At 31.7% G+C, this 19,271-nt stretch carries 21 protein-coding genes; 18 read left to right on the top strand and 3 right to left on the bottom strand.

Annotated features, from left to right (window positions below; genetic code table 11):
- Positions 1 to 176: 176 nt before the first annotated feature.
- The 17 genes from ABS916_RS00190 to ABS916_RS00110 all read left to right on the top strand — a co-directional run bounded on the left by ABS916_RS00190 (position 177) and on the right by ABS916_RS00110 (position 15,544).
- Positions 177 to 749, top strand: coding sequence for a TetR/AcrR family transcriptional regulator (locus ABS916_RS00190; RefSeq protein WP_350450007.1), 573 nt, complete (start codon positions 177 to 179; stop codon positions 747 to 749).
- Between the two features lie 31 nt (positions 750 to 780).
- Positions 781 to 1,527 carry an SDR family NAD(P)-dependent oxidoreductase gene (locus tag ABS916_RS00185; RefSeq protein ID WP_350450006.1) on the top strand — a complete coding sequence of 249 codons (747 nt, stop codon included), beginning with the start codon at positions 781 to 783 and terminating at the stop codon, positions 1,525 to 1,527.
- Between the two features lie 180 nt (positions 1,528 to 1,707).
- Positions 1,708 to 2,712: an NADP-dependent oxidoreductase gene (locus tag ABS916_RS00180; RefSeq protein ID WP_350450005.1), complete on the top strand. Its 1,005-nt coding sequence runs from the start codon at positions 1,708 to 1,710 to the stop codon at positions 2,710 to 2,712.
- Positions 2,713 to 2,875: 163 nt separating this feature from the next.
- On the top strand, positions 2,876 to 3,289 hold the full coding sequence (locus ABS916_RS00175) for an RrF2 family transcriptional regulator (protein ID WP_350450004.1): 414 nt from the start codon (positions 2,876 to 2,878) through the stop codon (positions 3,287 to 3,289).
- A 69-nt stretch (positions 3,290 to 3,358) separates the two neighbouring features.
- Positions 3,359 to 4,261: an NAD(P)/FAD-dependent oxidoreductase gene (locus ABS916_RS00170; RefSeq protein ID WP_350450003.1), complete on the top strand. Its 903-nt coding sequence runs from the start codon at positions 3,359 to 3,361 to the stop codon at positions 4,259 to 4,261.
- A 33-nt stretch (positions 4,262 to 4,294) separates the two neighbouring features.
- Positions 4,295 to 4,897: a class I SAM-dependent DNA methyltransferase gene (locus ABS916_RS00165; protein WP_350450002.1), complete on the top strand. Its 603-nt coding sequence runs from the start codon at positions 4,295 to 4,297 to the stop codon at positions 4,895 to 4,897.
- 465 nt (positions 4,898 to 5,362) lie between these two features.
- Positions 5,363 to 5,776 (top strand): hypothetical protein, encoded by a 414-nt coding sequence (locus ABS916_RS00160; protein ID WP_350450001.1) that lies wholly within the window; start codon positions 5,363 to 5,365, stop codon positions 5,774 to 5,776.
- 534 nt (positions 5,777 to 6,310) lie between these two features.
- Positions 6,311 to 6,871 carry a hypothetical protein gene (locus tag ABS916_RS00155; protein ID WP_350450000.1) on the top strand — a complete coding sequence of 187 codons (561 nt, stop codon included), beginning with the start codon at positions 6,311 to 6,313 and terminating at the stop codon, positions 6,869 to 6,871.
- A gap of 127 nt (positions 6,872 to 6,998) precedes the next feature.
- The gene (locus ABS916_RS00150) at positions 6,999 to 7,202 is read left to right on the top strand and encodes a hypothetical protein (RefSeq protein ID WP_350449999.1); all 204 of its coding nucleotides are present in this window, start codon (positions 6,999 to 7,001) and stop codon (positions 7,200 to 7,202) included.
- Positions 7,203 to 7,473: 271 nt separating this feature from the next.
- Entirely contained in the window at positions 7,474 to 8,334 is an 861-nt protein-coding gene (locus ABS916_RS00145) for an alpha/beta fold hydrolase (protein ID WP_350449998.1), read from the top strand.
- 487 nt (positions 8,335 to 8,821) lie between these two features.
- The gene (locus ABS916_RS00140) at positions 8,822 to 10,768 is read left to right on the top strand and encodes a hypothetical protein (protein ID WP_350449997.1); all 1,947 of its coding nucleotides are present in this window, start codon (positions 8,822 to 8,824) and stop codon (positions 10,766 to 10,768) included.
- Positions 10,769 to 11,338: 570 nt separating this feature from the next.
- Positions 11,339 to 12,124: a hypothetical protein gene (locus tag ABS916_RS00135; protein WP_350449996.1), complete on the top strand. Its 786-nt coding sequence runs from the start codon at positions 11,339 to 11,341 to the stop codon at positions 12,122 to 12,124.
- Positions 12,125 to 12,182: 58 nt separating this feature from the next.
- Positions 12,183 to 13,565, top strand: a complete 1,383-nt coding sequence (locus tag ABS916_RS00130; protein WP_350449995.1) for an SEC-C metal-binding domain-containing protein — start codon at positions 12,183 to 12,185, stop codon at positions 13,563 to 13,565.
- 543 nt (positions 13,566 to 14,108) lie between these two features.
- Positions 14,109 to 14,297: a hypothetical protein gene (locus ABS916_RS00125; protein WP_350449994.1), complete on the top strand. Its 189-nt coding sequence runs from the start codon at positions 14,109 to 14,111 to the stop codon at positions 14,295 to 14,297.
- Positions 14,298 to 14,413: 116 nt separating this feature from the next.
- Positions 14,414 to 14,581 (top strand): hypothetical protein, encoded by a 168-nt coding sequence (locus ABS916_RS00120; protein WP_350449993.1) that lies wholly within the window; start codon positions 14,414 to 14,416, stop codon positions 14,579 to 14,581.
- On the top strand, positions 14,535 to 14,987 hold the full coding sequence (locus ABS916_RS00115; RefSeq protein WP_350449992.1) for an HIT family protein: 453 nt from the start codon (positions 14,535 to 14,537) through the stop codon (positions 14,985 to 14,987). Before ABS916_RS00120 ends, ABS916_RS00115 begins: the two co-directional genes overlap by 47 nt.
- Positions 14,988 to 15,049: 62 nt before the next feature.
- Entirely contained in the window at positions 15,050 to 15,544 is a 495-nt protein-coding gene (locus tag ABS916_RS00110) for an NUDIX hydrolase (protein ID WP_350449991.1), read from the top strand.
- A 244-nt stretch (positions 15,545 to 15,788) separates the two neighbouring features.
- Here the strand turns inward: ABS916_RS00110 and ABS916_RS00105 are convergent, their stop codons facing one another.
- Genes ABS916_RS00105 through ABS916_RS00095 form a run of 3 tightly spaced genes read right to left on the bottom strand, consistent with a single transcriptional unit; the run spans position 15,789 to position 18,541 of the window.
- Complete coding sequence (locus ABS916_RS00105; protein WP_350449990.1) at positions 15,789 to 17,000, bottom strand: putative glycoside hydrolase; 1,212 nt, start codon at positions 16,998 to 17,000, stop codon at positions 15,789 to 15,791.
- A gap of 6 nt (positions 17,001 to 17,006) precedes the next feature.
- The gene (locus ABS916_RS00100; RefSeq protein WP_350449989.1) at positions 17,007 to 17,873 is read right to left on the bottom strand and encodes a polysaccharide deacetylase family protein; all 867 of its coding nucleotides are present in this window, start codon (positions 17,871 to 17,873) and stop codon (positions 17,007 to 17,009) included.
- 26 nt (positions 17,874 to 17,899) lie between these two features.
- Positions 17,900 to 18,541 carry a YkyA family protein gene (locus tag ABS916_RS00095; RefSeq protein ID WP_350449988.1) on the bottom strand — a complete coding sequence of 214 codons (642 nt, stop codon included), beginning with the start codon at positions 18,539 to 18,541 and terminating at the stop codon, positions 17,900 to 17,902.
- 250 nt (positions 18,542 to 18,791) lie between these two features.
- Here ABS916_RS00095 and lspA point away from each other — a divergent pair, with 250 nt between their 5' ends.
- Positions 18,792 to 19,253, top strand: coding sequence for a signal peptidase II (gene lspA / locus ABS916_RS00090; RefSeq protein ID WP_350449987.1), 462 nt, complete (start codon positions 18,792 to 18,794; stop codon positions 19,251 to 19,253).
- The last annotated feature ends 18 nt before the right edge of the window (positions 19,254 to 19,271 follow it).

The raw sequence follows: 19,271 nt of genomic DNA, 5'->3' as shown, positions 1-19,271 counted from the left end.
ATCATGTATTGAGTTAAAAAGCAGTAGAGCCTTTTTACATTTGTTTATTCTGTTATTTACAAATCTATTATTGTTCTATATGATAGAATTAGCTTATTAGAATGATTGTTCTAGTATTATGAAATAACGGTAAAAGTATCTCCGTTTTAAACCAGAAAAAGAAAGGAGTTAGATCCATGGCGAGATCAAAAGAATTTGATGAACAAGCAGTTTTGGATAAAGCGATGACTGTTTTTTGGGCTCAAGGATATGAAAAGACATCGATTCAAGACCTAGTTGATGAGATGAAGATCCATCGGAGGAGCTTATATGATACATTTGGTGATAAACACGCTCTTTTTTTACAGTCATTGGATCGTTATGCGAAAATAATTCACCAAAAATTTGAAAATCAACTAACAAAAGACATGCCAATCAGAGAACAATTGAGTGTGCTATTTGAAATGGCCATTTCACAAAATGAGGATCAGCCAAGAGGGTGTTTGCTTGTCAATTCGGCTGCGGAACTTGCTCTTATTGATGAAGAAGTCGAAAAAAAGATTCAAGAATTGTTTACAAGCGCTGAAATGCAGATTTATGATCTTTTATCTGTTGCGCAACGAAATGGGGAAATATCAACTGCGAGCGATATCACAGCTGTGGCAAGTTACCTCCATAATTCATTGGTAGGAATCAGAGTACTTGCAAAAACCACTAATGACAAAAGTAAACTGGAATCAATCATTCAATTAACATTGTCGATTGTTTAATAAATAGCTATTAAGGTGAGGAGGAAATAGAATGAAATATACAGTAATCACAGGAGCTAGTTCAGGAATAGGATACGAAACAGCTTTAGCATTTGCTAGAAAAGGAAAGAATTTAATCTTAGTAGCTAGAAGAAAAGAGAAATTAGAAGAACTAAGAACACAAGTAATTGAAATCAATCAACAGTTAGAGGTCATCATTAAAGTCAGTGATTTGTCAGATACGAAACAAACTTATGAATTATACGATAGTTTGTCTGAATATGAGATCGAGACTTGGATCAATAATGCAGGGTTAGGTGATTCATCCGCTGTTGTTGATGAGGATTTGGCTAAAATTGAGAATCTATTAAGTGTAAATGTTAAGGCTCTGACTATTTTATCCACCTTATATGCGAGAAATTACGCAGATACAGATGGTGCTCAATTAATAAATGTATCTTCTGGTATGGGGTATGTGATCGCCTTGGGAAGTGTAGTCTACTCAGCTTCAAAATATTATGTCAGTGCATTCACTGAAGGACTAGCTCAAGAGTTAAAAGATGCAAAGTTAAACGTGAAGATCTTAGCACCAGCTGTAACTGAAACAGAATTCATCGACAGAGCCAATAATGTAGAAAATTTTGATTACCAAACAGGTGTGAGTCATTTTCATACAGCAGTTGAAATGGCTGAATTCATGATGGCGCTATACGAAAGCGATAAAATAATCGGAATTATTGATGGAAAATATGAATTTTCGTTAAGAGATCAAATCTATCCTGTTTTAAAAGGTTTGTAAGGTTAAAATTTTTTATTATTTTTAGAATGAACGTTCTAAAACTAGTTGAAAATAGGAGCTTCACTTAATGATGCAAATTCACAAACGTTCTATGTTAAAGATGGAGTTTTCGGTTACACAGATTATCCAACTTTGGAAAAAGTAAAAAATAATAGTTACAAAAAGAGAGGAACATAACATATGAAAGCAGCGCAAATTAAGAAATATTCAAAAATGATTCAAGTTGAAGTCGTTGATATTCCTATTCCAGAAATAAAAAAGAGTCAAGTACTGGTAAAAGTTAAAGTTGCTGCAGTCAATCCGCTTGATATTTTAAACATTACGGGCAGTGTAAAATTGATTCAGGATTATGATATGCCACTAACACTTGGAAACGAACTGACTGGCGTTATTGAAGAAGTCGGAACAGCAGTCTCCAACTTTAAAATAGGTGATGCAATTTATACAAGACTTCCAATAGCAAGCATTGGAGCATTCGCAGAATACATTGCCGTTGATGCAAATGCGATTGGAATTTTGCCAAAAAATCTTGATTTTGTCACTGGCGCAGGGGCACCACTTACTGGATTAACTGCTTATCAAGGCTTACATGAAGAATTAAACGCCAAAAAAGGGCAGAGTATTTTTATTCCTGGTGGTTCTGGAAGCTTTGGTCAAATGGCAGTTCCTATTGCAAAATCGATGGGCTTAAAAGTAATTGTTTCAGGAAATTCAGCGATGCGGGAACGAACACTTGCGGCTGGAGCGGATCAATACATTGATTACAAAACGGAAAACTATTGGGAAATGATAGAAAACGTCGATTTTGTGATTGATACACTAGGAGCCGATGAATTTGAACACGAATTATCTATTATCAAGCCCGGTGGACGGTTGTTAAGTTTGATTGCCGGACCCAATAAACGATTTGGGGAAAAGCATGATTTTCCTAAATGGAAACAAACACTATTTGGTCTAGCTGGAACTAACTTAGACCGTAAGGCAAAGAAAAGGGATATAGAGTATCACTTTTTGTTTGTACGAGCGGATGGTCAGCAGTTAATAGAACTCACAAAAATGATTGAAGAACATAATATTGTTCCTGCCATTGACCCAACAGAATTTACACTGAATGAAATCAACGATGCATTGAATTTGGTTGCAAACGGACATCCAAAAGGAAAAGTAGTTATTAATTTCCAATAATGAAAGTAAAGAGTCAGTTTTGATTTATTTAAAATTAAAACTGGCTAAAATTATTTAATCAGTTGAAATACATTAAATTGCTTAAAAATGTGTTGACTTTAAGTTAGGTTTACCTTATATTCAATTGAAGACAAAATGAATCTGTAATTAAAGGAAGAGCAAAATGAAGTACTCAAAAGCTACAAACTATGCTTTACATTCTATGGTTCATTTGGCAATGGAATCTACCAGTGGAGCAGTCAGGGTAGAAGATTTAGCCAAACGCCAAAAAATATCCCCCACTTATTTGTCAAAAATACTGACAAAATTATCAAAAGCTGGATTAATCGCATCAACTCCGGGAGTAAAAGGTGGATACCGGTTACTGCGTTCACCAGAAGAATGTACATTTCTTGATATTATTCAAGCAATTGAAGGGTATGAATCATTACTGAACTGTACGATGTCTCATGATGGTAAGTGGAACAGAAACTGCTTGATCGAACGTGCAGTAGCAGATGCAGAGGATAAGCTGAAAGATGAACTTGCACGCAAGACAATTGCGGATATTTTGAAGCAAAGGCAAGAAAAAAATTAGTGTTTCGCTAATTTTTATGCTAATTATAGATATTAAAGGTCTTTAATAGAGTTTATAGGAGGAGAAAAGATGATAGACGTTGTTGTAATCGGTGGAGGTCCAGCAGGTATGAGTGCTTCTTTAGTAGCCGGAAGAGGAAAAAAACAGGTGCTTCTTATCGATGAAGAAAAACCTAGAAATGCTGTGACACATGAAACTCACGCTTTTTTAACGAGAGATAGAATTAAACCGGAAGATTTCAGAAAAGAAGGCAGAAGAGATTTACTAAACTATCCAACCATTTCTATCAAAAATGACAAAATTCTATTTATTGAAAAAACGCTGGAAAACTCATTTAAGTTGACCACCGATTCAGGGGAAACAATTCAAACTAAAAATATCGTTTTAGCTACAGGAGTGAAAGAGACACTTCCGGATGTGAAAGGAATTGAACAGTATTACGGAAATAGTATTTTCTCTTGTCCTTTCTGCGATGGATGGGAAATGAAAGACAGACCCTTGGTACTCATAGCAGAATCGATTCAGGCTTTACATGTTGCTAAATTATTGAAAAATTGGACAGATGATCTAATTGTGGCCACTAACGGAAACAGCGTTTTTACTGCTGAGCAGAAGAAAGTTTTGGAAACAAATAATATTCGCCTGATCGAAGAAAGTATCGTTGAATTAAAAGGTAAAGGTGGAGAACTTCAGAGCATTGTCTTCGAAAGCGGAGAAGAAAACAACAGATCAGGTGGCTTTTGTACAACAGTACTGGATACTAACTTTCCTTTTGTTGAACAATTGGGCATAGAAATCAACGAAGCAGGTTTTATTGTCACGGATATGATGGGACACACGAATATCAAAGGTATTTACGCAGCCGGAGAAATAACAGGACCTTCTCAATTAATTGTTTCTGCCAGTCAAGGCCATATGGCAGGCGCAGGGATTATAGCGGACTCTTGTGAGGAAGCTTTTCAAGAAATATAAATAGATCTATAAAAAAAGAGCGGAGTGAAAGCAATGGGACATATAAATCAATTTAATCAATTGGCAGCAAAATACGATACAGCAAAAAATAAGGATATGGCAAAACGTTCTACCGATGCTATACGCAGTTTGTTAGATAAAAACCATACAAAGACAGCTATAGATTTCGGTTGCGGTACAGGAAATGTAGGTCTAGATTTGTTAGAGGATTTTGAATCTATGCTGTTTGTAGATGCATCTCCAGCAATGATCGAACAGGTTGAGAAGAAATTAACAGATATTGATACTAAAAAAGCGTCCGTACTTTGTCTAGATATTGAAAAAGACGGTCATCTTCCCTATAAAGCAGATACCATTATTCTTTCTTTAGTATTGCATCACATTTCCGACAGTCTTAAACTATTAACAAAACTTTATGATGCCGTAAATGAAGATGGACAATTACTGATTATTGAAATGGAAAAATTAGAAAAAACATCAAGTGGTCATGGACATGGAATAGATAGAGCTGTATTAATTGCTGATTTATCAGAAATAGGCTTTCAAAACATCCAGTCAGACATCTTTTATGATGCGGAAAAAGAGAATGATGAACAAGAAACATCAAGGTTTATTTTAAGTGCTAGAAAAAATTAAAATAAAGGGCTTTAATTTTTCAGATACAAAAATAATTTACTTTAAAAATTGATAGTAAATTCCATAGAAACAGGTATTGATAAAATAGGCCATAAGGATACAAATATCCTTGTGGCCTAAAACACACTATTTTACATAGATTCATTTATTCGTAAAAATAAATCAAAAAAGTAACCGTTAAATTATACGGTTACTTTTTTGATGGATGCAAACCAATGGTTGCGTCTTGTAAACTGTTGGTTGCTATTTATAGAGTATTTTTTATTGTATAATTAAGTTAACTATTAAAGGAGGTCAAGAGGTACGAAAAGGACTTTATTTTTAAGAAATCAGATAATGTCTGAATTAGGATTTATTGGATTTAATCTAATTATTAATTTTTAAAGAAATTAATAACTATACATATCTTAAAAAATTCATGTTTAGAGGGAGCACCCATCTCTAGATATAACAAGGAGAATCAACATGCAGTTTCCATTAAATATTGTCGTTGCAGTCGTAATCTCTGCAATATACGTTTTAATCTCTTTTGGCCTTAAATTACCTAGTAAATACAAAAAGCAGTTTCGTATTTACTCCGTTGTAGTCAATTTAATCTTTATTGTATTCCTATTAGCCTTTTCTATATTTTTCAAAACATCTTTGCCTAATCAAGGAGTAATCATTTACTATAATGGTTTAGCTACATTGTATTTTTTATTATTTATTCCTTTGGGAGTAATTTTGATACTGCTGTTTAGGAAATTAATAATGAACGCAGACATCTATTTAGTTTTTTTGAAATATGTGATAATTATTGGAGCTATCGCTATATTGACAGGAATAATTGCTATAGGACATATCCTTTTCATGTTAACTTTTTATGGTTTCGCTCCTTAATCTGCATAAAGAATTAACTCTGGTTTTTTATATTATACTTCAGCTAGTTAAAACCTTTAGAAAGAGAGGTGACTTATGGTATTCATAAAAAATTCAATAGCATATAAATGGCCTATATTACTTTTTGAAGCTATGTTTTTGTTTGGAGGAATTTTGCTAATAACTGCTGGAATAAAAATACGAAAACAAACCCCAATAGTAGCTTTCATTATTATAGTTATAGGATCAATACTCACATTCGTTTCACTTTTTATATTATTATATACATTCGTATTTGGATATAATTCTTAACTAGCTGAGATTTACTAATTCTAATTACTTAGATACATAAAATTAGATAGAATCATGAATTGATAAAAAAGGCTGCAAGTACTCCGGCGGCCTTAAATACACTCTATTTAGATAGAATTAAGAACTAATCCTTAAATGTAAACTAGTAGTTGCTAGGTGTAAACCAATGGTTGCGTTACTTTTTAAGAATAAATGAGATAATAATTGAATAATAAAGGAGAGTGAAAAAATGAAAAAAAGAGCTTGTTTATTTGTTGCTTTCTCATTGTTTTAACTACTGTAGGAGCTTGTTCCTCAAAAACTGAAGAAGATTCAAATGTTCAATCGATTAAAACTGTATTAAAAGAAGCTTTAACGGCTCCAAATGAACAACTAGTAACTGCACTATTATATCCTATAGAGAAATTACAATCGGATGAGGAAGTAACGGAATCAACTATTTTAAAATCTGAAAACGATTTGGATACACTTTTAAAAGATACATACGAAGATTATTTTACAGAGTATGGGTATGAAAAATTCACTATCCAAACGTCAATCCCTATAAGTTATTCCTTGTATGCAGATGGTGCAGGATACCAAATAGTTGTCAAAAATGTTGAAGTGACTAAAGATAAGGAGAATCCTAACAGATATTCTTTCAAAGCAACACTAGAATATACTACAGATGAAGACGAGACGAAGACGGTTGTTGCTACTGGTCGAGTTGAATTTGAAGATGGAAAAATAGCTTCTTTAGATATTAATGATGATGGAGATTTATTAGAAAAAATGTCTACTGAAGCGATTATAGTAGAACCTTAACTACTCATTAAGAAGATTTTATTCTCTCAATTCAAATAACACTAAGAAAACATTTAAAATACATGAATTTAGATAGAATCATGTACTAATACTTAAATATACCATCGTTAACTAAAGGAGGTATTGTATGAAAAATATAACATTAAAACAATTTTTTTATGAATTTTTAAAGAAAATTGCGCTCATATTAGTAATCTTCTTTATAAGTTTATGGGTATCTAATAATAATATATACCAAGGATTTATAGATTATCTTTGGGTATTAGTATTAGGTGCATTGATTATATCTGCGTTGACAGTTTACTTTAAGCCGAAAATACAAAACAGATAATCTAAATTTTTTTGTGGTCTATGCATTTTGACAAGCAGTTTTTTTTAGTTATTAATACATGAAATTAGATAAAAATATGTATCTAGAATCTTTTTAAAGCAAGTTTTTTAATTAAAAAAATAGAACTTTATTTTTTAAAAGGAAGTTTCTATCTTTCATAATATCAGAATCATTAAAGATGAAATTAGAGCAATTTTGTTATACTTAAGATTGGGCTTTTTACTTTTAAATAAAGTACATTTAATTGAATAACTATAAAAGGGGTGAAAAGATGTTATTCGAAGATTTTAAACTAAAAATAGTAGATACTGGTGAAGTTAAAATTCGGTTACGCTATGGTGGTGAAGGTCCACCGCTGCTGCTTCTACATGGTCACCCCCAAACTCACATGATGTGGCACCTTATCGCTCCGCTTTTGGCTAAAGACTTTACTGTAATTATGCCTGATTTAAGGGGATATGGGGATAGTTCTAAGCCTCCAACAACGTTAGACCACTTTCCTTATTCCAAACGAGCAATGGCAAGAGATCAAATAGCTGTAATGAAACAGTTAGGATTTACCCAATTTGCTGTTGCAGGACATGATAGAGGTGGTAGATGTGCCTATCGCTTAGCACTTGATTTTCCAGAAGCTGTTACAAAACTTGCTATCCTAGATATCATTCCCACTGGAGAAGCGTTTAAGCAGACCAATAAAGAATTTGCTATGGGATTCTGGCACTGGTTCTTTCTAGCGCAGCCCTTTGATCTTCCTGAAAAGATGATTGGTGAAAATCCTAATAACTTCTATTTCCAAGGAGACAGAAGTCTATTTCATCCTGAAGCATTAGCTGATTATTTACGCTGTATTCATCAGCCTGATACCATCTATGCAATGTGCGAGGATTATCGAGCTGGTGCTTCTATCGACTTAAAAATAGATGAGGAGGACCGAGGAATCAGAAAAATCAGTTGTCCCGTTCTGGTATTGTGGAGTGAGCAAGGTGAACTTCCTGGCTGGTATGATGTGTTGTCGGTCTGGCGAGATTGGGCTGATGAAGTGCAAGGACGTGGAATCAATTGTGGGCATTATTTAGCAGAAGAAGCACCAAAAGAGACTTACGAGGAGTTTTATAAATTCTTTAAATCTTAAAAATACAACAACAAGCATTTAGGCGGTTTTAATATGAAAAATTACATGTATTATATCCTTATATCTATCTATTTTCTTTTATTTCTATTTTATCCTTGTTTTGTATCACGTTATCTTTCTTTAGATGGATTTTTATTAAGTTGGTTGCTGTTTGTAGCTATAACAGCAATAACCATTAGATTAATATTTTGGTATTTAGAAAAAAATAAAAACTAGCCAAAAAACCTATATTTATATTTTTTGAATTAAATAATCAAATACATAGAATTAAGCAGTCATAAAAAAGGACCCAATCTCTTAAAAAGTGGTAGATTACTTTTATGGTAGGATTTTTAAGAGCTTTATAAAAGACAATATAAATTCAATGAAATCAATGCCTTGTAGTTCTCGAGATACACTCTACTATAATCTAGTATTAAAAATACTAGATATGTATACTATAAATTATAAATGATTCAAATATAACGATCTTAAAAAAATATAGAATATGGGTGATAATTTGAACTGGGAGAGATTTGAGGATGATCCATTCTATAGTCAAATACTGACTTATTGGTATGATGAATGGAATTCAATTTCTGAAGAAGTAAAAAAAGGAATGATTGGTATTGATATTGTAAATATCAGAATAGTTCTTTTAGACATTATTAATGAATATGAATTAAATCAATTTGAAAGTGAAAATAATAGAAAAGTATACATTAAATTAATTGAAACTCTTCTTTCAAAAACATACATAAGTGTTTTTAAAGAAGAATTACTTATTTTAAAAGAAAAATTAGAAAAAAAGGAAAAAAGAGCAGTTTATGTTATTTCTAAAGACCTATCTAACTTAATTTCTGAGCAAAGTTTTGCATATGTACTATTTGATGAATTGTTTCCAATTTTAGAAGGAAAATCATTTGAAAAAAAAGATAGATTAAAAGTAAAAGAAGTAACTAGAGAGATAATAATTGATTTGATAACTTCAGGTATGGATATTGAAGATGTAAAAAAATTTGTTTCAGACTCATTTGAAACTTACTTTATTCATGAAGATAACGTACATATAAGTTATAAAGGAATACCAAAAGAGATTGATACTGATAAAGAAAAAATAGCTTATATAGATGGGTTAAGTATTCAAAAGCGATTGGATTTATTTAAGGAAAATTTACTTTTTAATGAAAGCAAGTATATTTTTATTTATCCTATTTGGGGTATGTTTGTAAGCTCTAGAGAGAATAATGAAGATTTAATATTTGGTTGCAAACTTTACAGTCCAGATTTTGAAAAAGTATTTAAAGAAGATTCTATTTTTGACGAAACCTTTGATACTAGCGGTATTGAAGCTGGAAATAAAGAACTTGATTACAAAGATAGACACAAATACCAAAGTAGATGTAATGCAAAGATTTTGGTAACAGCAACTTCTCAGACTTCTGCCAAAAAAATAGCAGAAGCAAAGCTTTCAAATTTACTAAATATGCTAAATTTGTATTATGCTAATAATCATCATGAATTTTTTTGGGATGGTCAGTATATTGGTAGCAAATTTGGTGTAGATTTTGGCTCTTTCGCTAGTCTTTTTGGTTCTAGAGATGACAAGAAAATGAGAAGGAATATAAGTAAAAATAATCCTATAGCTTTAACCGAAAATAAATACAAGAACACTCAGGATATCTCACAACTCGTAGAAGAATTAAAAAAAAAGGAAATGCTATATGAAGCGAAAACCATTTTAAGCGTCATTGATATAATGTCAAAGGCACGATGGCAAACAGATGAAGATAAGATTTTAAGTTATTGGATTGCAGTTGAGAGTTTAGCGAATATTTCAAAAAGAGACGAGGAAACTAAATTCCATTTTATTAAAGAAACAATCTCTAATATATATTTTTTATGGGAAAAATATGAACCTACTCGTAATCTCTTTCGATTAACTGATTTTTATAGCCAAAGTTTTTTCCAGTCAGATGATACGATAAATTTACCGACTAATTTCCTACAGGATGTAAAGATTTATGAGTCACATTCGGAAGGATTCATAATATCTTTAGTAAGTTTTTATAAACGAATGGAAGAATTAAAAGATTATACGACAAAAGAAGTTTATTTAGATGAAATTGAAGATACTTTGTTATTCTATAAAAATAATAAAGAGGCTTTAAAACGAATCAAGGAAATAAGAAGAGAAGTTAAGTTAACAATTGATTATATATATAAGTGTAGAAATCAAATAGTCCATAATGGTTATGTCGATAAAAATCTTATTCCATATTTAGTTAATTTTTCTGAACAGTATGCAAATGCACTATTCAAAAGAATATTAGATGTATACATGGAAGGTGAATTTAATCTTCAAAATTACTTTACAAAAGAGATCTACGATGGAAGTTTATTAGAAAAAAGACTTTCTAATAAAACTCATTATGACCTTGGTTTTGTTGAGTAGATGATAAAGGGTACTACAAAAATCTTATAGGTAAAAAATTGTGTCTTAACTTTTAAACATATGAAATTAGATAAATTAATGTATTGATATAAAAAGGGTACAATTACACAAGTAACATTTGACCCTTCAATACACTATTTTAGATAGAATCATTTATTGATTAAAAAAAGAGACTTACTCCTTTTTAAGTAAGTCTCTTTTTTTATCGTATGTATTTTATAAAATTTGTGATTTTTATGATCTGCTACAGTATTCCCTATAGATACAAAATAACATTAATAAAACAAACCAAATAATTGACACCCAATCTAACGAAGTGTCGGCAGTAGAATACCTGTAATTGCTTAAAAATAGTTATTTATAAATTTATTAAGACAAGTTTTTTTATAGATAGTTACTTTTCTAAAAAAAGCATTAAATATTATTATCTATAAGGTATACTCACTTGTAAGAAAGTAATTTGATAAGTATTTATCCAATAGACGAACTCTAAAGAAAAGAATAAATCAATTTACTTCAGCAAGTTAAATCACTTTTAATAAAGTGGAGTGTTCTGGATATGGAAATTTTTTGGTATTTTATGTTAATGAATGGCTTGAAAATATGTTGGAACCTCTAAAAAAAGTTGAAAAATATACAAAGGAGGAGATTTTATTGTTTTTACTAAGTACCATTACGATAGGGCTTTATATTAAAGATGTATTCCTAACCATCTTTCAATTTGTTAACTCAATAGAATTTTTTAAAATATTAATGCAGTATGGAATTCTAGCGTTGCTTATCCAATATCTATTAAATAAATTAAAGTATAATCAAGATCAAAAATTAAAAGAAACAGAAAAAAATAATACAAAAGAAATTCAAAGAGAAGCTTTCTATAGGACCCAAAATGGAGATGAATTAAAAAAAATAGTAACAGAGTTTACTCTTGTAATTACGGATCCAACTAAATTTGGAAAAGCTAAAATTAAAGGTAAAAGAACACCTGTGGAAGATGAAAATAAACAACATGTAATAGATATAATGAATTTATTAGTAATTTATGGTTCAGAAGAAGCCATACTAATTGCGGGTATCTTAATGCAACTAAGTTATAAAATATCTTCAGAAGAGCACGAAAAAGAATCTGAAGATATAAAATCTAAAGACAAACAAACTTTGTACTGGTTAGCTGCTGAATTAGTATCACGGTTAAAAAGTGACTATACGGGTATTACTATAGAACCAATGGATATAATTAAGTTGAAAATCACTGATTTAAATAAGGCAGAAACCAAGAAGAAATTTGAATTAGGAAAAAAAGAAGCAAAAATACTTATAGAAACAGAAAAAAATAATAGAAAGATAAATAAATAGTCAATTATTTATAAGTAAAGCTAGATAATAAAAAAATATTTTCAAAGGGGGTTATAAAATGATAGACAATAAATTTATTAATTGCAATGTATGTGAAACAACAATTAATCTTAGATCTCAGATAGGCTACTTTGATATTCCGTTTAATCTGCATTGTCCAATATGTTCAACACATATTTATGGAAAATTGATTATTAATCAAGAACAAATAGGTTTAAAACTTGAATTAGAGAATGCACATATTAATGATAGGGATATAAGTTTAAAAGAAAAATACCATTGCGCAGAATTATCCGCAGAATTTCCTACAAAGAAAATGTACATACGTGACCTAAATGAGTACGATGTTTCGCCTTTTATTAGAAATACTATGTTATATGGAGCGGGTTCAAAATCCCCAGAAGCATATAAAAATCCAATGGAATTTGCTAAATATTTTGGAAGTAGATGGAAAAAATTGAAACCATACTTTGATTTATTATGGAATAATCAAGGTCCTTTACTTTACCCAAAGCTTGAAATTGAAATAAGTAACTATGATTTTATATTTTTTTCTAAAGTAACTAATGAGTTAGACGCCAGCATAATTTTACACCAATTACTTTTAACAACTACTGGACTCACTTCTGCTCTACAACCTGATATTTTAAAAGAGTATGAAGAGATTTCTAAGTTAATACTTAACAATAAAGAGAGTATAAAAGAAATTCAAAAATTTGTTGATAGTATATCTTCTCAATTTAATAATATTGAAAAGAAAGCTTTTAAACTAGTTGACGCTTTTTCAAAAATATATGAACAACTACTCCCAGTTGTAGCATTGAGAAATACTGAATCTCTAAGTACTGTTGACAAGGAGATCTACGGTATAATGACTACAAATTTTGAAGAGCTTTCGGATTTCTATGCTAAGAGTTATGAGTGGATATTAGATAATATAGATATCGTAATTGCACTAAATAATATTAGTTCTCGAAATGACTACAAAATTTGTGCTAATGATAAAACATATGATGAAGTTTTAAAAATAGGGTCAAAGTATAAAAAATTAGATTATATCAATGATTTGGAACCCTTTAGTACTCCAACTAATAGCTTGAAAAATCGTGTTAGAAATGCAATTCAACACTTTGATAATGAAATAGATTATAGTTCTCAAAAAATAGTATTTACAGATAGTCATCGTGGTAAGACTAAGCAAGAAAGCATGTATCTTATGGATTTTGCAAACTTATGTGTAGAGAATTTTTCAATCATTATATATATACTTGAGTTAGTTTATCACCTCAGAAAACATTCCTACTTATCAAAAGGATTAATCCCAAGTTTAAATATAAAAGAGATGCAACGTAGTCACATAAATAGGAATAATATAAAAATTGGTAGAAATGATCCATGTCCATGCGGAAGTGGTAAGAAATATAAAAAGTGTTGTATATAGACTTCTAATGGCGTTGTTTGCGTCTGAAAAATTAAATTTTTATTTCTTTAATACATGAAATTACATAAAATCATGTATCCGAAATCTTGTTTCGATAGGGTCATTTTTTTATAACGGTCTTCAATACACGATCACGTAGTAGAATAAATAAAATCAAGTATTCAAATTATGAAGGATTTAGGATGAAGGAAAAAACAATAGACATTTTGTTAACAATTGTAACCGTTACTCTGGCTATTTTCTTAACTTTTTTCACTCAAAGTCAGTTACCTATGCTCGATTTTTTAACATTAGGGAACAGTTTAGTTCGTTGGGGATATTTTTTAATCTTCTATGTAATTTACTTTTATGTCGTATCTAAAATTATTTTTTTTATTAAAAGTCATAGAAGTCATAATGAGTTATAACTTACAACTATTAAGAACTCAAACAAAATAAAAAAGCGATTGAGATTAACAGAAGCCACAGTAAAAGAATCAAAAATGAAAGTGGATGCAACTAAATACAAATCAAAGTAGCTATATATAGATTAGAGGTGAGTGTGTGTTTGGTATCTATAAAGAGTTCGCTGAAAAGCACCCGTATGCTAATGTCATAGTAATAATGGTAATTACTAGTATTATTGGTATTTCAATTGAGTATATAGTAAATAAAGACTTTATCGGTGGAGGATTATATACCGCTATAGCACTTACTGTAATTGAACTTATAAGAGTCAGAAGAAAAAAATAATAAATTTTTTAGTTATCATTTAAAACACTGAAAGACTTAATCTTCACTAAAAAAAGTATTTATATGAAAAGGTAGGGTTTGAAAAAGTATATCAAGATAGTGGTGGTTCTTGGACAATGAAAAAAAGAATTGTATTTGGATATACAATTCTTTTTGTGACAGGAACCATCAATAATAGCTATATCGGAATCAATGAAGATGAAATCATCAGCATTCAAATAGAAAAGGAGTGTTTTCATGGAATGGTACGAGAACCGAGTTTTATCTGCAAAAAATGGGACTAATCCAATGTTGATAAAAGAATTAAAAGGTGGTTATGCTGTTTTTGGAGATGTACAGTTTTTACCCGGATATTGTGTTTTATTACCAAAAAGAGAAGTGCATTCTTTAAATGATTTACCTTTAGAGGAGCGGGAACAGTTTCTTTCCGATATGAGTATTTTAGGGGATGCTATTATTCATAGTTGCAATCCTATAAGAGTGAACTATGATATTTTAGGAAATACTGATAATTATTTACATGCTCATGTTTTTACACGTTTTGAATGGGAAAAAGAAGAGAGAAGACGTATGCCTGTGTGGTTGTATGATAGTTCTAACTGGCAAAAAAAGGAAACGGCTTATAATCCTAAAAAACACGATGAAATACGCAATAGCATTCTAGATTATTTAAACAATTATTATTCCTAATAGTTAGTTAATCATGTAACATACCTAACTACAATTACATAAGTTAAAAGGGGAATATAAGTATGGATAGATACCATAGGGCATTTGGAGTTTACGGAATACTTTATAGAAAAAATAAACTTTTAGTTATCAAAAAAACAAGTGGCCCCTATAGTAATAGATTTGATTTACCTGGAGGTAGTCAAGAATTTGGAGAAACATTAAAAGATACTTTAGTTAGAGAATTCAAAGAAGAAACTAATCTAACAGTGAGAGCCTTTCAACAGTTAGGTGTAGTTAATTTTCTGTATCCATGGAGCTATGAAGATACCAATATGAATAATCATATAGCTACTTTTTATGAGATCGATTCTTTTGTAGGAGAAAATTATGAAAAGGTAGATCAATTCCTTGGTCAAGACTCTGCAGGTTCCCTATGGTTACCTCTGGAAGAATTAACTGAGAATAATTCTTCTCTTCTAGTATTAAAAGCAAAAGAATACATTCAAAAAGAAATTTTTATCGATAAAAGCTGGATTCTTGATAAATGGAAAGTATTAGACTCTCAAGTATTTTAGAAAATAAAGAGGCTCCTTGTTTAATTACAATGTGTTCGTCTTTAATGTGTCAGAACAACGAGGCACTTATAAATGAATTGTTTTTTACGGAATGGAGGCTTCTTGTCTATACGTTTCTATTTTTAAGTATGTATACATCAATGTTGACCTTTTTTGTATGCAATCTCCAGTAAACAAAAAACCTCCTCTACAATAAGAGGGGGTTCTTTGTTTACCTATTCGAGAAAGGTAAGAATAGGTCACTTTATTCCATATTGTAATTAACGCCTTCAGTGTAACTGTTGGATGCGTCCCATAGTAAAAATTCATTTACTCCAGCATCGTGTAAGGCTCTTATTTGGTCTTCGACTTGTGCGGCACCATAATTTTGGTAATTCCCTGCACCTAAGTAAGAAGCTGTAAAATCTTGTATCCAAGGTCTGGATTGAGGAGGAGTTTCTAAGCCTGCTAACAAGTTGTTTTCTACTTTCATGTATTCAGCCACTAATTTATAAGGTTCTAAATCAGGTTTGCTGATACCGAAGTAAGAATTCCAGTGACTTGGATAGATCATAGATGAAATGACATCGACATTTTCTGAAATTTTAGAAAAGTTTTGTCCAATACCTGGAGCTTCGGGAACAGTAGCTGCATAACCAAAAATATCTACGGATACTTCAACGCCATACGGTTTTAACTCTTCACGAGCGTATTCAACAAAATCAGTTACTGCTTCAACGCGTTGTTGAACATCATCTAATTCACTTGTTTCATAGTCTCCGCGGGTATAGGTTAATGAATCACTTTCATTTTCGAAACCTTCCGGGTAACGAACATAGTCAAATTGGATTTCTTTGAAGCCCATTTTAGCAGCTTGCTTAGCCACTTCAACGTTGTAATCCCAGACTTCTTTAGAAAAAGGGTTAACAAATGCATCGCCATTGCCATTTTTCCAAACACTGCCATCTGCTTTTTTGAAAGAAAGGTCTGGTCTAGCTTCAGCTAGTAACGTGTCTTTAAAGACAACGACACGAGCAATCGGGTAGACTTCATTTTCTTCCAATTGTTTCATCATAGCCGCTGGATCGGTCACAAATTTTTCTGTACTTTTTTGAACAATTTCATTTTCAGATTGAAGATCCATTGTCATATTTCCAACATCGTCTTTGACATCAATGACCATAGCATTTAGTCCACTGGTATTAACAAAGTTAATCAATTCTTTCATTTTATCTGTTCCACCAGCTGAGTAAGCTGTCACATAAATTCCTTTTACGCCATTCTCAGGATACTCAATAGTGATGCCACTATCGTAAGCGAATTGTGAAGGAAACTCAGCGGGTGTGCTGAGGATTGGTTCTGAATTGATTTCTAGTAAAGTTGGTTCGGGATTTTCTTCAGCTGATACTGCAAGAGGAGCGAAACCGATGCTCGTTGTTGCTAGTAAACCAAGCCAAAATGATGCACTTTTTTTCATGCTTTTTTATTCCTCTCTTTCAGGTGATTCAATAAGATTAGGGTCAACTAAGGTAAACCCTTTTTCGATTAAGCCTTCAGCAATGGAAACAACCGCTTCATTCGTCCATGAACGATCATGCATCAATAGGTTTGCACCATTATTTAAATATTCCGTGTTTAACATGATATCAGATAAGGCTTCGCTTGTTTGGTAATCTGCTTCCCAATCGTATCCATACGTCCAGTTCATTGAAACCATGCCTTCTTCAGCCATTACAGCATCAGATGTTTCCGTTGTTACGCCATGAGGTGCGCGAAAAAAGTGTGGTTTTTCACCAGTTACTTCATAAATCAATTGATTGGTCTGTAAGATTTCTTCACGTTGTTTTTCTGGACTGATGGTACTTAAGTTGGGATGTGTTTGAGTATGGTTTCCGATTTCAAATCCCATATCATAAATTTGTTTCAGCTTATCTTTACCTTCATCTGATTCTATGTACATACCGTTAACAAAGAAGATGGCAGGGGCATTGATTGCTTTCAATTGTTCAGCTATTTCTACGGCATGCTGATCAGGAGAATCATCAAAAGTTAAAAGAGCTATTTTAGGGTCAACAGCTTCATCGATTGGTTCTACAACTGAGGTAGTTGGATTGATATGGTATCGAAACGCTTCTTGTGTATCAGCTGGCTCCTCTGATGACTCTACTGAACTTTGAGCTTCACTGCTTTTTTCACTTGTAGAAGATTCTTCCGTGCTACTTGATTGAGACTCACTTGTGTTTGAGGCAAGCGAAGAAGTGGCTGAGTCTTCAGCTGCTGTATCAGCAGTTTGACAGCCGCTTAAGATAAGGGCGCTCATAAGAGATACTCCTAATAGAATAGTTTTCATTTTTTAAAGACTCCTTTATTGTGTGCTTATTTAGATGATTCGTTTAAATCGTTAAGAGACGCTGTGGATTGAGCCTGAGTATCTTGTACAGCAACAAGCTGTTGATCAAGTTTAGCCAACAATGCTTTCGTTTCAGCATCAGCTTCGTTAATGGCTTCCATACCGGCAGTAAGGTTCTCGTAAGTAGCTTCTTCTTTGCCTAAATCTGAAAAGTATGTTTCTTGTTCGGCCAACACTGTTTCATAATGAGCAATATATTCCTCTAAGCTAGCGGTCAATTTTTCTATGTTTGTAGATAATGCCGTTAGTTCCTCTTGTGGTAATTTATCGCTTGTTTTTTCTTCTAAGAGAACTTGTTCTTCTTTCATTGCCGAAACCGTTTCTTTTAGTTCGGAAAGGGTAGAGGAACGGTTCTCCACATTTTCAAAAACAGCAGAAGATTTATCCGCTAGAGTACTTAATGAGTCGTCTTCAGAAAGCGTGGTTTCAAACGTTCCCTGTAAGTTTTTTTCTTGTTCCGAAATGGCATTTAAGTCAGTTACGATCTGTTCATTTTGAGTCTCGACAGATGTGGTGGACTCCAATGCTTTTGCAACATCATCGTTGCCGCAAGCTGTTAAGAATAATGAAACGGCAAATAAATTTGTTACTAAATATCTTTTTTTCATTGTGCACAAAACTCCTTTTTTAATTTAGACAACATCAAATTAAAGAAAAAACAAACAAAAAATCACATTTTTTTCGTTTCTATTTAATCAATAACTCTTACCATTATAGCAAACGCTTCCTGATTTCTAAAGCAATATGAACAGTTATTTAATATTAAACAGGAAAAAAGAAAAAACTATCTCTTAGGTATAGAATCATGTAAAATAGATAAGTAAGTGGAAACCAGAATGAGATAAAGAGAGGGCTAATATGTTTATATATTATATCTTGGCAGCCATAATAGTGGCCGTTGATCAGTTCACTAAATTTCTAACCGTGCAAAATATTGACTTATATGAAATTGTAGAAGTTATTCCAAATGTCTTATCATGGATGTATATTCAAAATGACGGAGCTGCTTGGAGCATTTTAGAAGGCCAAATGTGGTTCTTTTATATTATAACGGTTATAGTAATTGGCGTTGTTATTTATTATTTGCAAAAATATGGCAAGAACAGTCGATTATTTTCAGTTGCTTTAGCACTTATTTTAGCTGGTTCAATAGGAAATTTTATTGATCGTATTCGATTTGAATATGTTATCGACATGGTTCGTTTAGAAGTTATAAATTTTCCGATTTTTAACGTAGCCGATATGTCTTTAAGTATTGGAGTATTCTTAATGATTATTTTTGTTTTCATAGACGAAAGAAATGAAAAAAAGAAACACTAAACCACTAGTTAAAGATAA

Origin of the sequence: Carnobacterium sp. (assembly GCF_040274945.1) — a bacterium.
Classification (GTDB): Bacteria; Bacillota; Bacilli; order Lactobacillales; family Carnobacteriaceae; genus Carnobacterium_B.
The sequence above is the reverse complement of the archived record's forward strand: the minus strand, read 5'-3'. Positions and strand labels throughout refer to the sequence as shown.

Coding starts and splice junctions, on each gene's coding strand:
- ABS916_RS00190 (WP_350450007.1), top strand. CDS start 177: ATGGCGAGATCAAAAGAATTTGATGAACAAGCAGTTTTGGATAAAGCG.
- ABS916_RS00145 (WP_350449998.1), top strand. CDS start 7,474: ATGTTATTCGAAGATTTTAAACTAAAAATAGTAGATACTGGTGAAGTT.
- ABS916_RS00100 (WP_350449989.1), bottom strand. CDS start 17,873: ATGAAAACTATTCTATTAGGAGTATCTCTTATGAGCGCCCTTATCTTA.
- ABS916_RS00105 (WP_350449990.1), bottom strand. CDS start 17,000: ATGAAAAAAAGTGCATCATTTTGGCTTGGTTTACTAGCAACAACGAGC.
- ABS916_RS00140 (WP_350449997.1), top strand. CDS start 8,822: ATGGGTGATAATTTGAACTGGGAGAGATTTGAGGATGATCCATTCTAT.
- ABS916_RS00160 (WP_350450001.1), top strand. CDS start 5,363: ATGCAGTTTCCATTAAATATTGTCGTTGCAGTCGTAATCTCTGCAATA.
- ABS916_RS00130 (WP_350449995.1), top strand. CDS start 12,183: ATGATAGACAATAAATTTATTAATTGCAATGTATGTGAAACAACAATT.
- ABS916_RS00095 (WP_350449988.1), bottom strand. CDS start 18,541: ATGAAAAAAAGATATTTAGTAACAAATTTATTTGCCGTTTCATTATTC.
- lspA (WP_350449987.1), top strand. CDS start 18,792: ATGTTTATATATTATATCTTGGCAGCCATAATAGTGGCCGTTGATCAG.
- ABS916_RS00110 (WP_350449991.1), top strand. CDS start 15,050: ATGGATAGATACCATAGGGCATTTGGAGTTTACGGAATACTTTATAGA.
- ABS916_RS00185 (WP_350450006.1), top strand. CDS start 781: ATGAAATATACAGTAATCACAGGAGCTAGTTCAGGAATAGGATACGAA.
- ABS916_RS00170 (WP_350450003.1), top strand. CDS start 3,359: ATGATAGACGTTGTTGTAATCGGTGGAGGTCCAGCAGGTATGAGTGCT.
- ABS916_RS00115 (WP_350449992.1), top strand. CDS start 14,535: ATGGAATGGTACGAGAACCGAGTTTTATCTGCAAAAAATGGGACTAAT.
- ABS916_RS00150 (WP_350449999.1), top strand. CDS start 6,999: ATGAAAAATATAACATTAAAACAATTTTTTTATGAATTTTTAAAGAAA.
- ABS916_RS00120 (WP_350449993.1), top strand. CDS start 14,414: ATGAAAAAAAGAATTGTATTTGGATATACAATTCTTTTTGTGACAGGA.
- ABS916_RS00175 (WP_350450004.1), top strand. CDS start 2,876: ATGAAGTACTCAAAAGCTACAAACTATGCTTTACATTCTATGGTTCAT.
- ABS916_RS00165 (WP_350450002.1), top strand. CDS start 4,295: ATGGGACATATAAATCAATTTAATCAATTGGCAGCAAAATACGATACA.
- ABS916_RS00180 (WP_350450005.1), top strand. CDS start 1,708: ATGAAAGCAGCGCAAATTAAGAAATATTCAAAAATGATTCAAGTTGAA.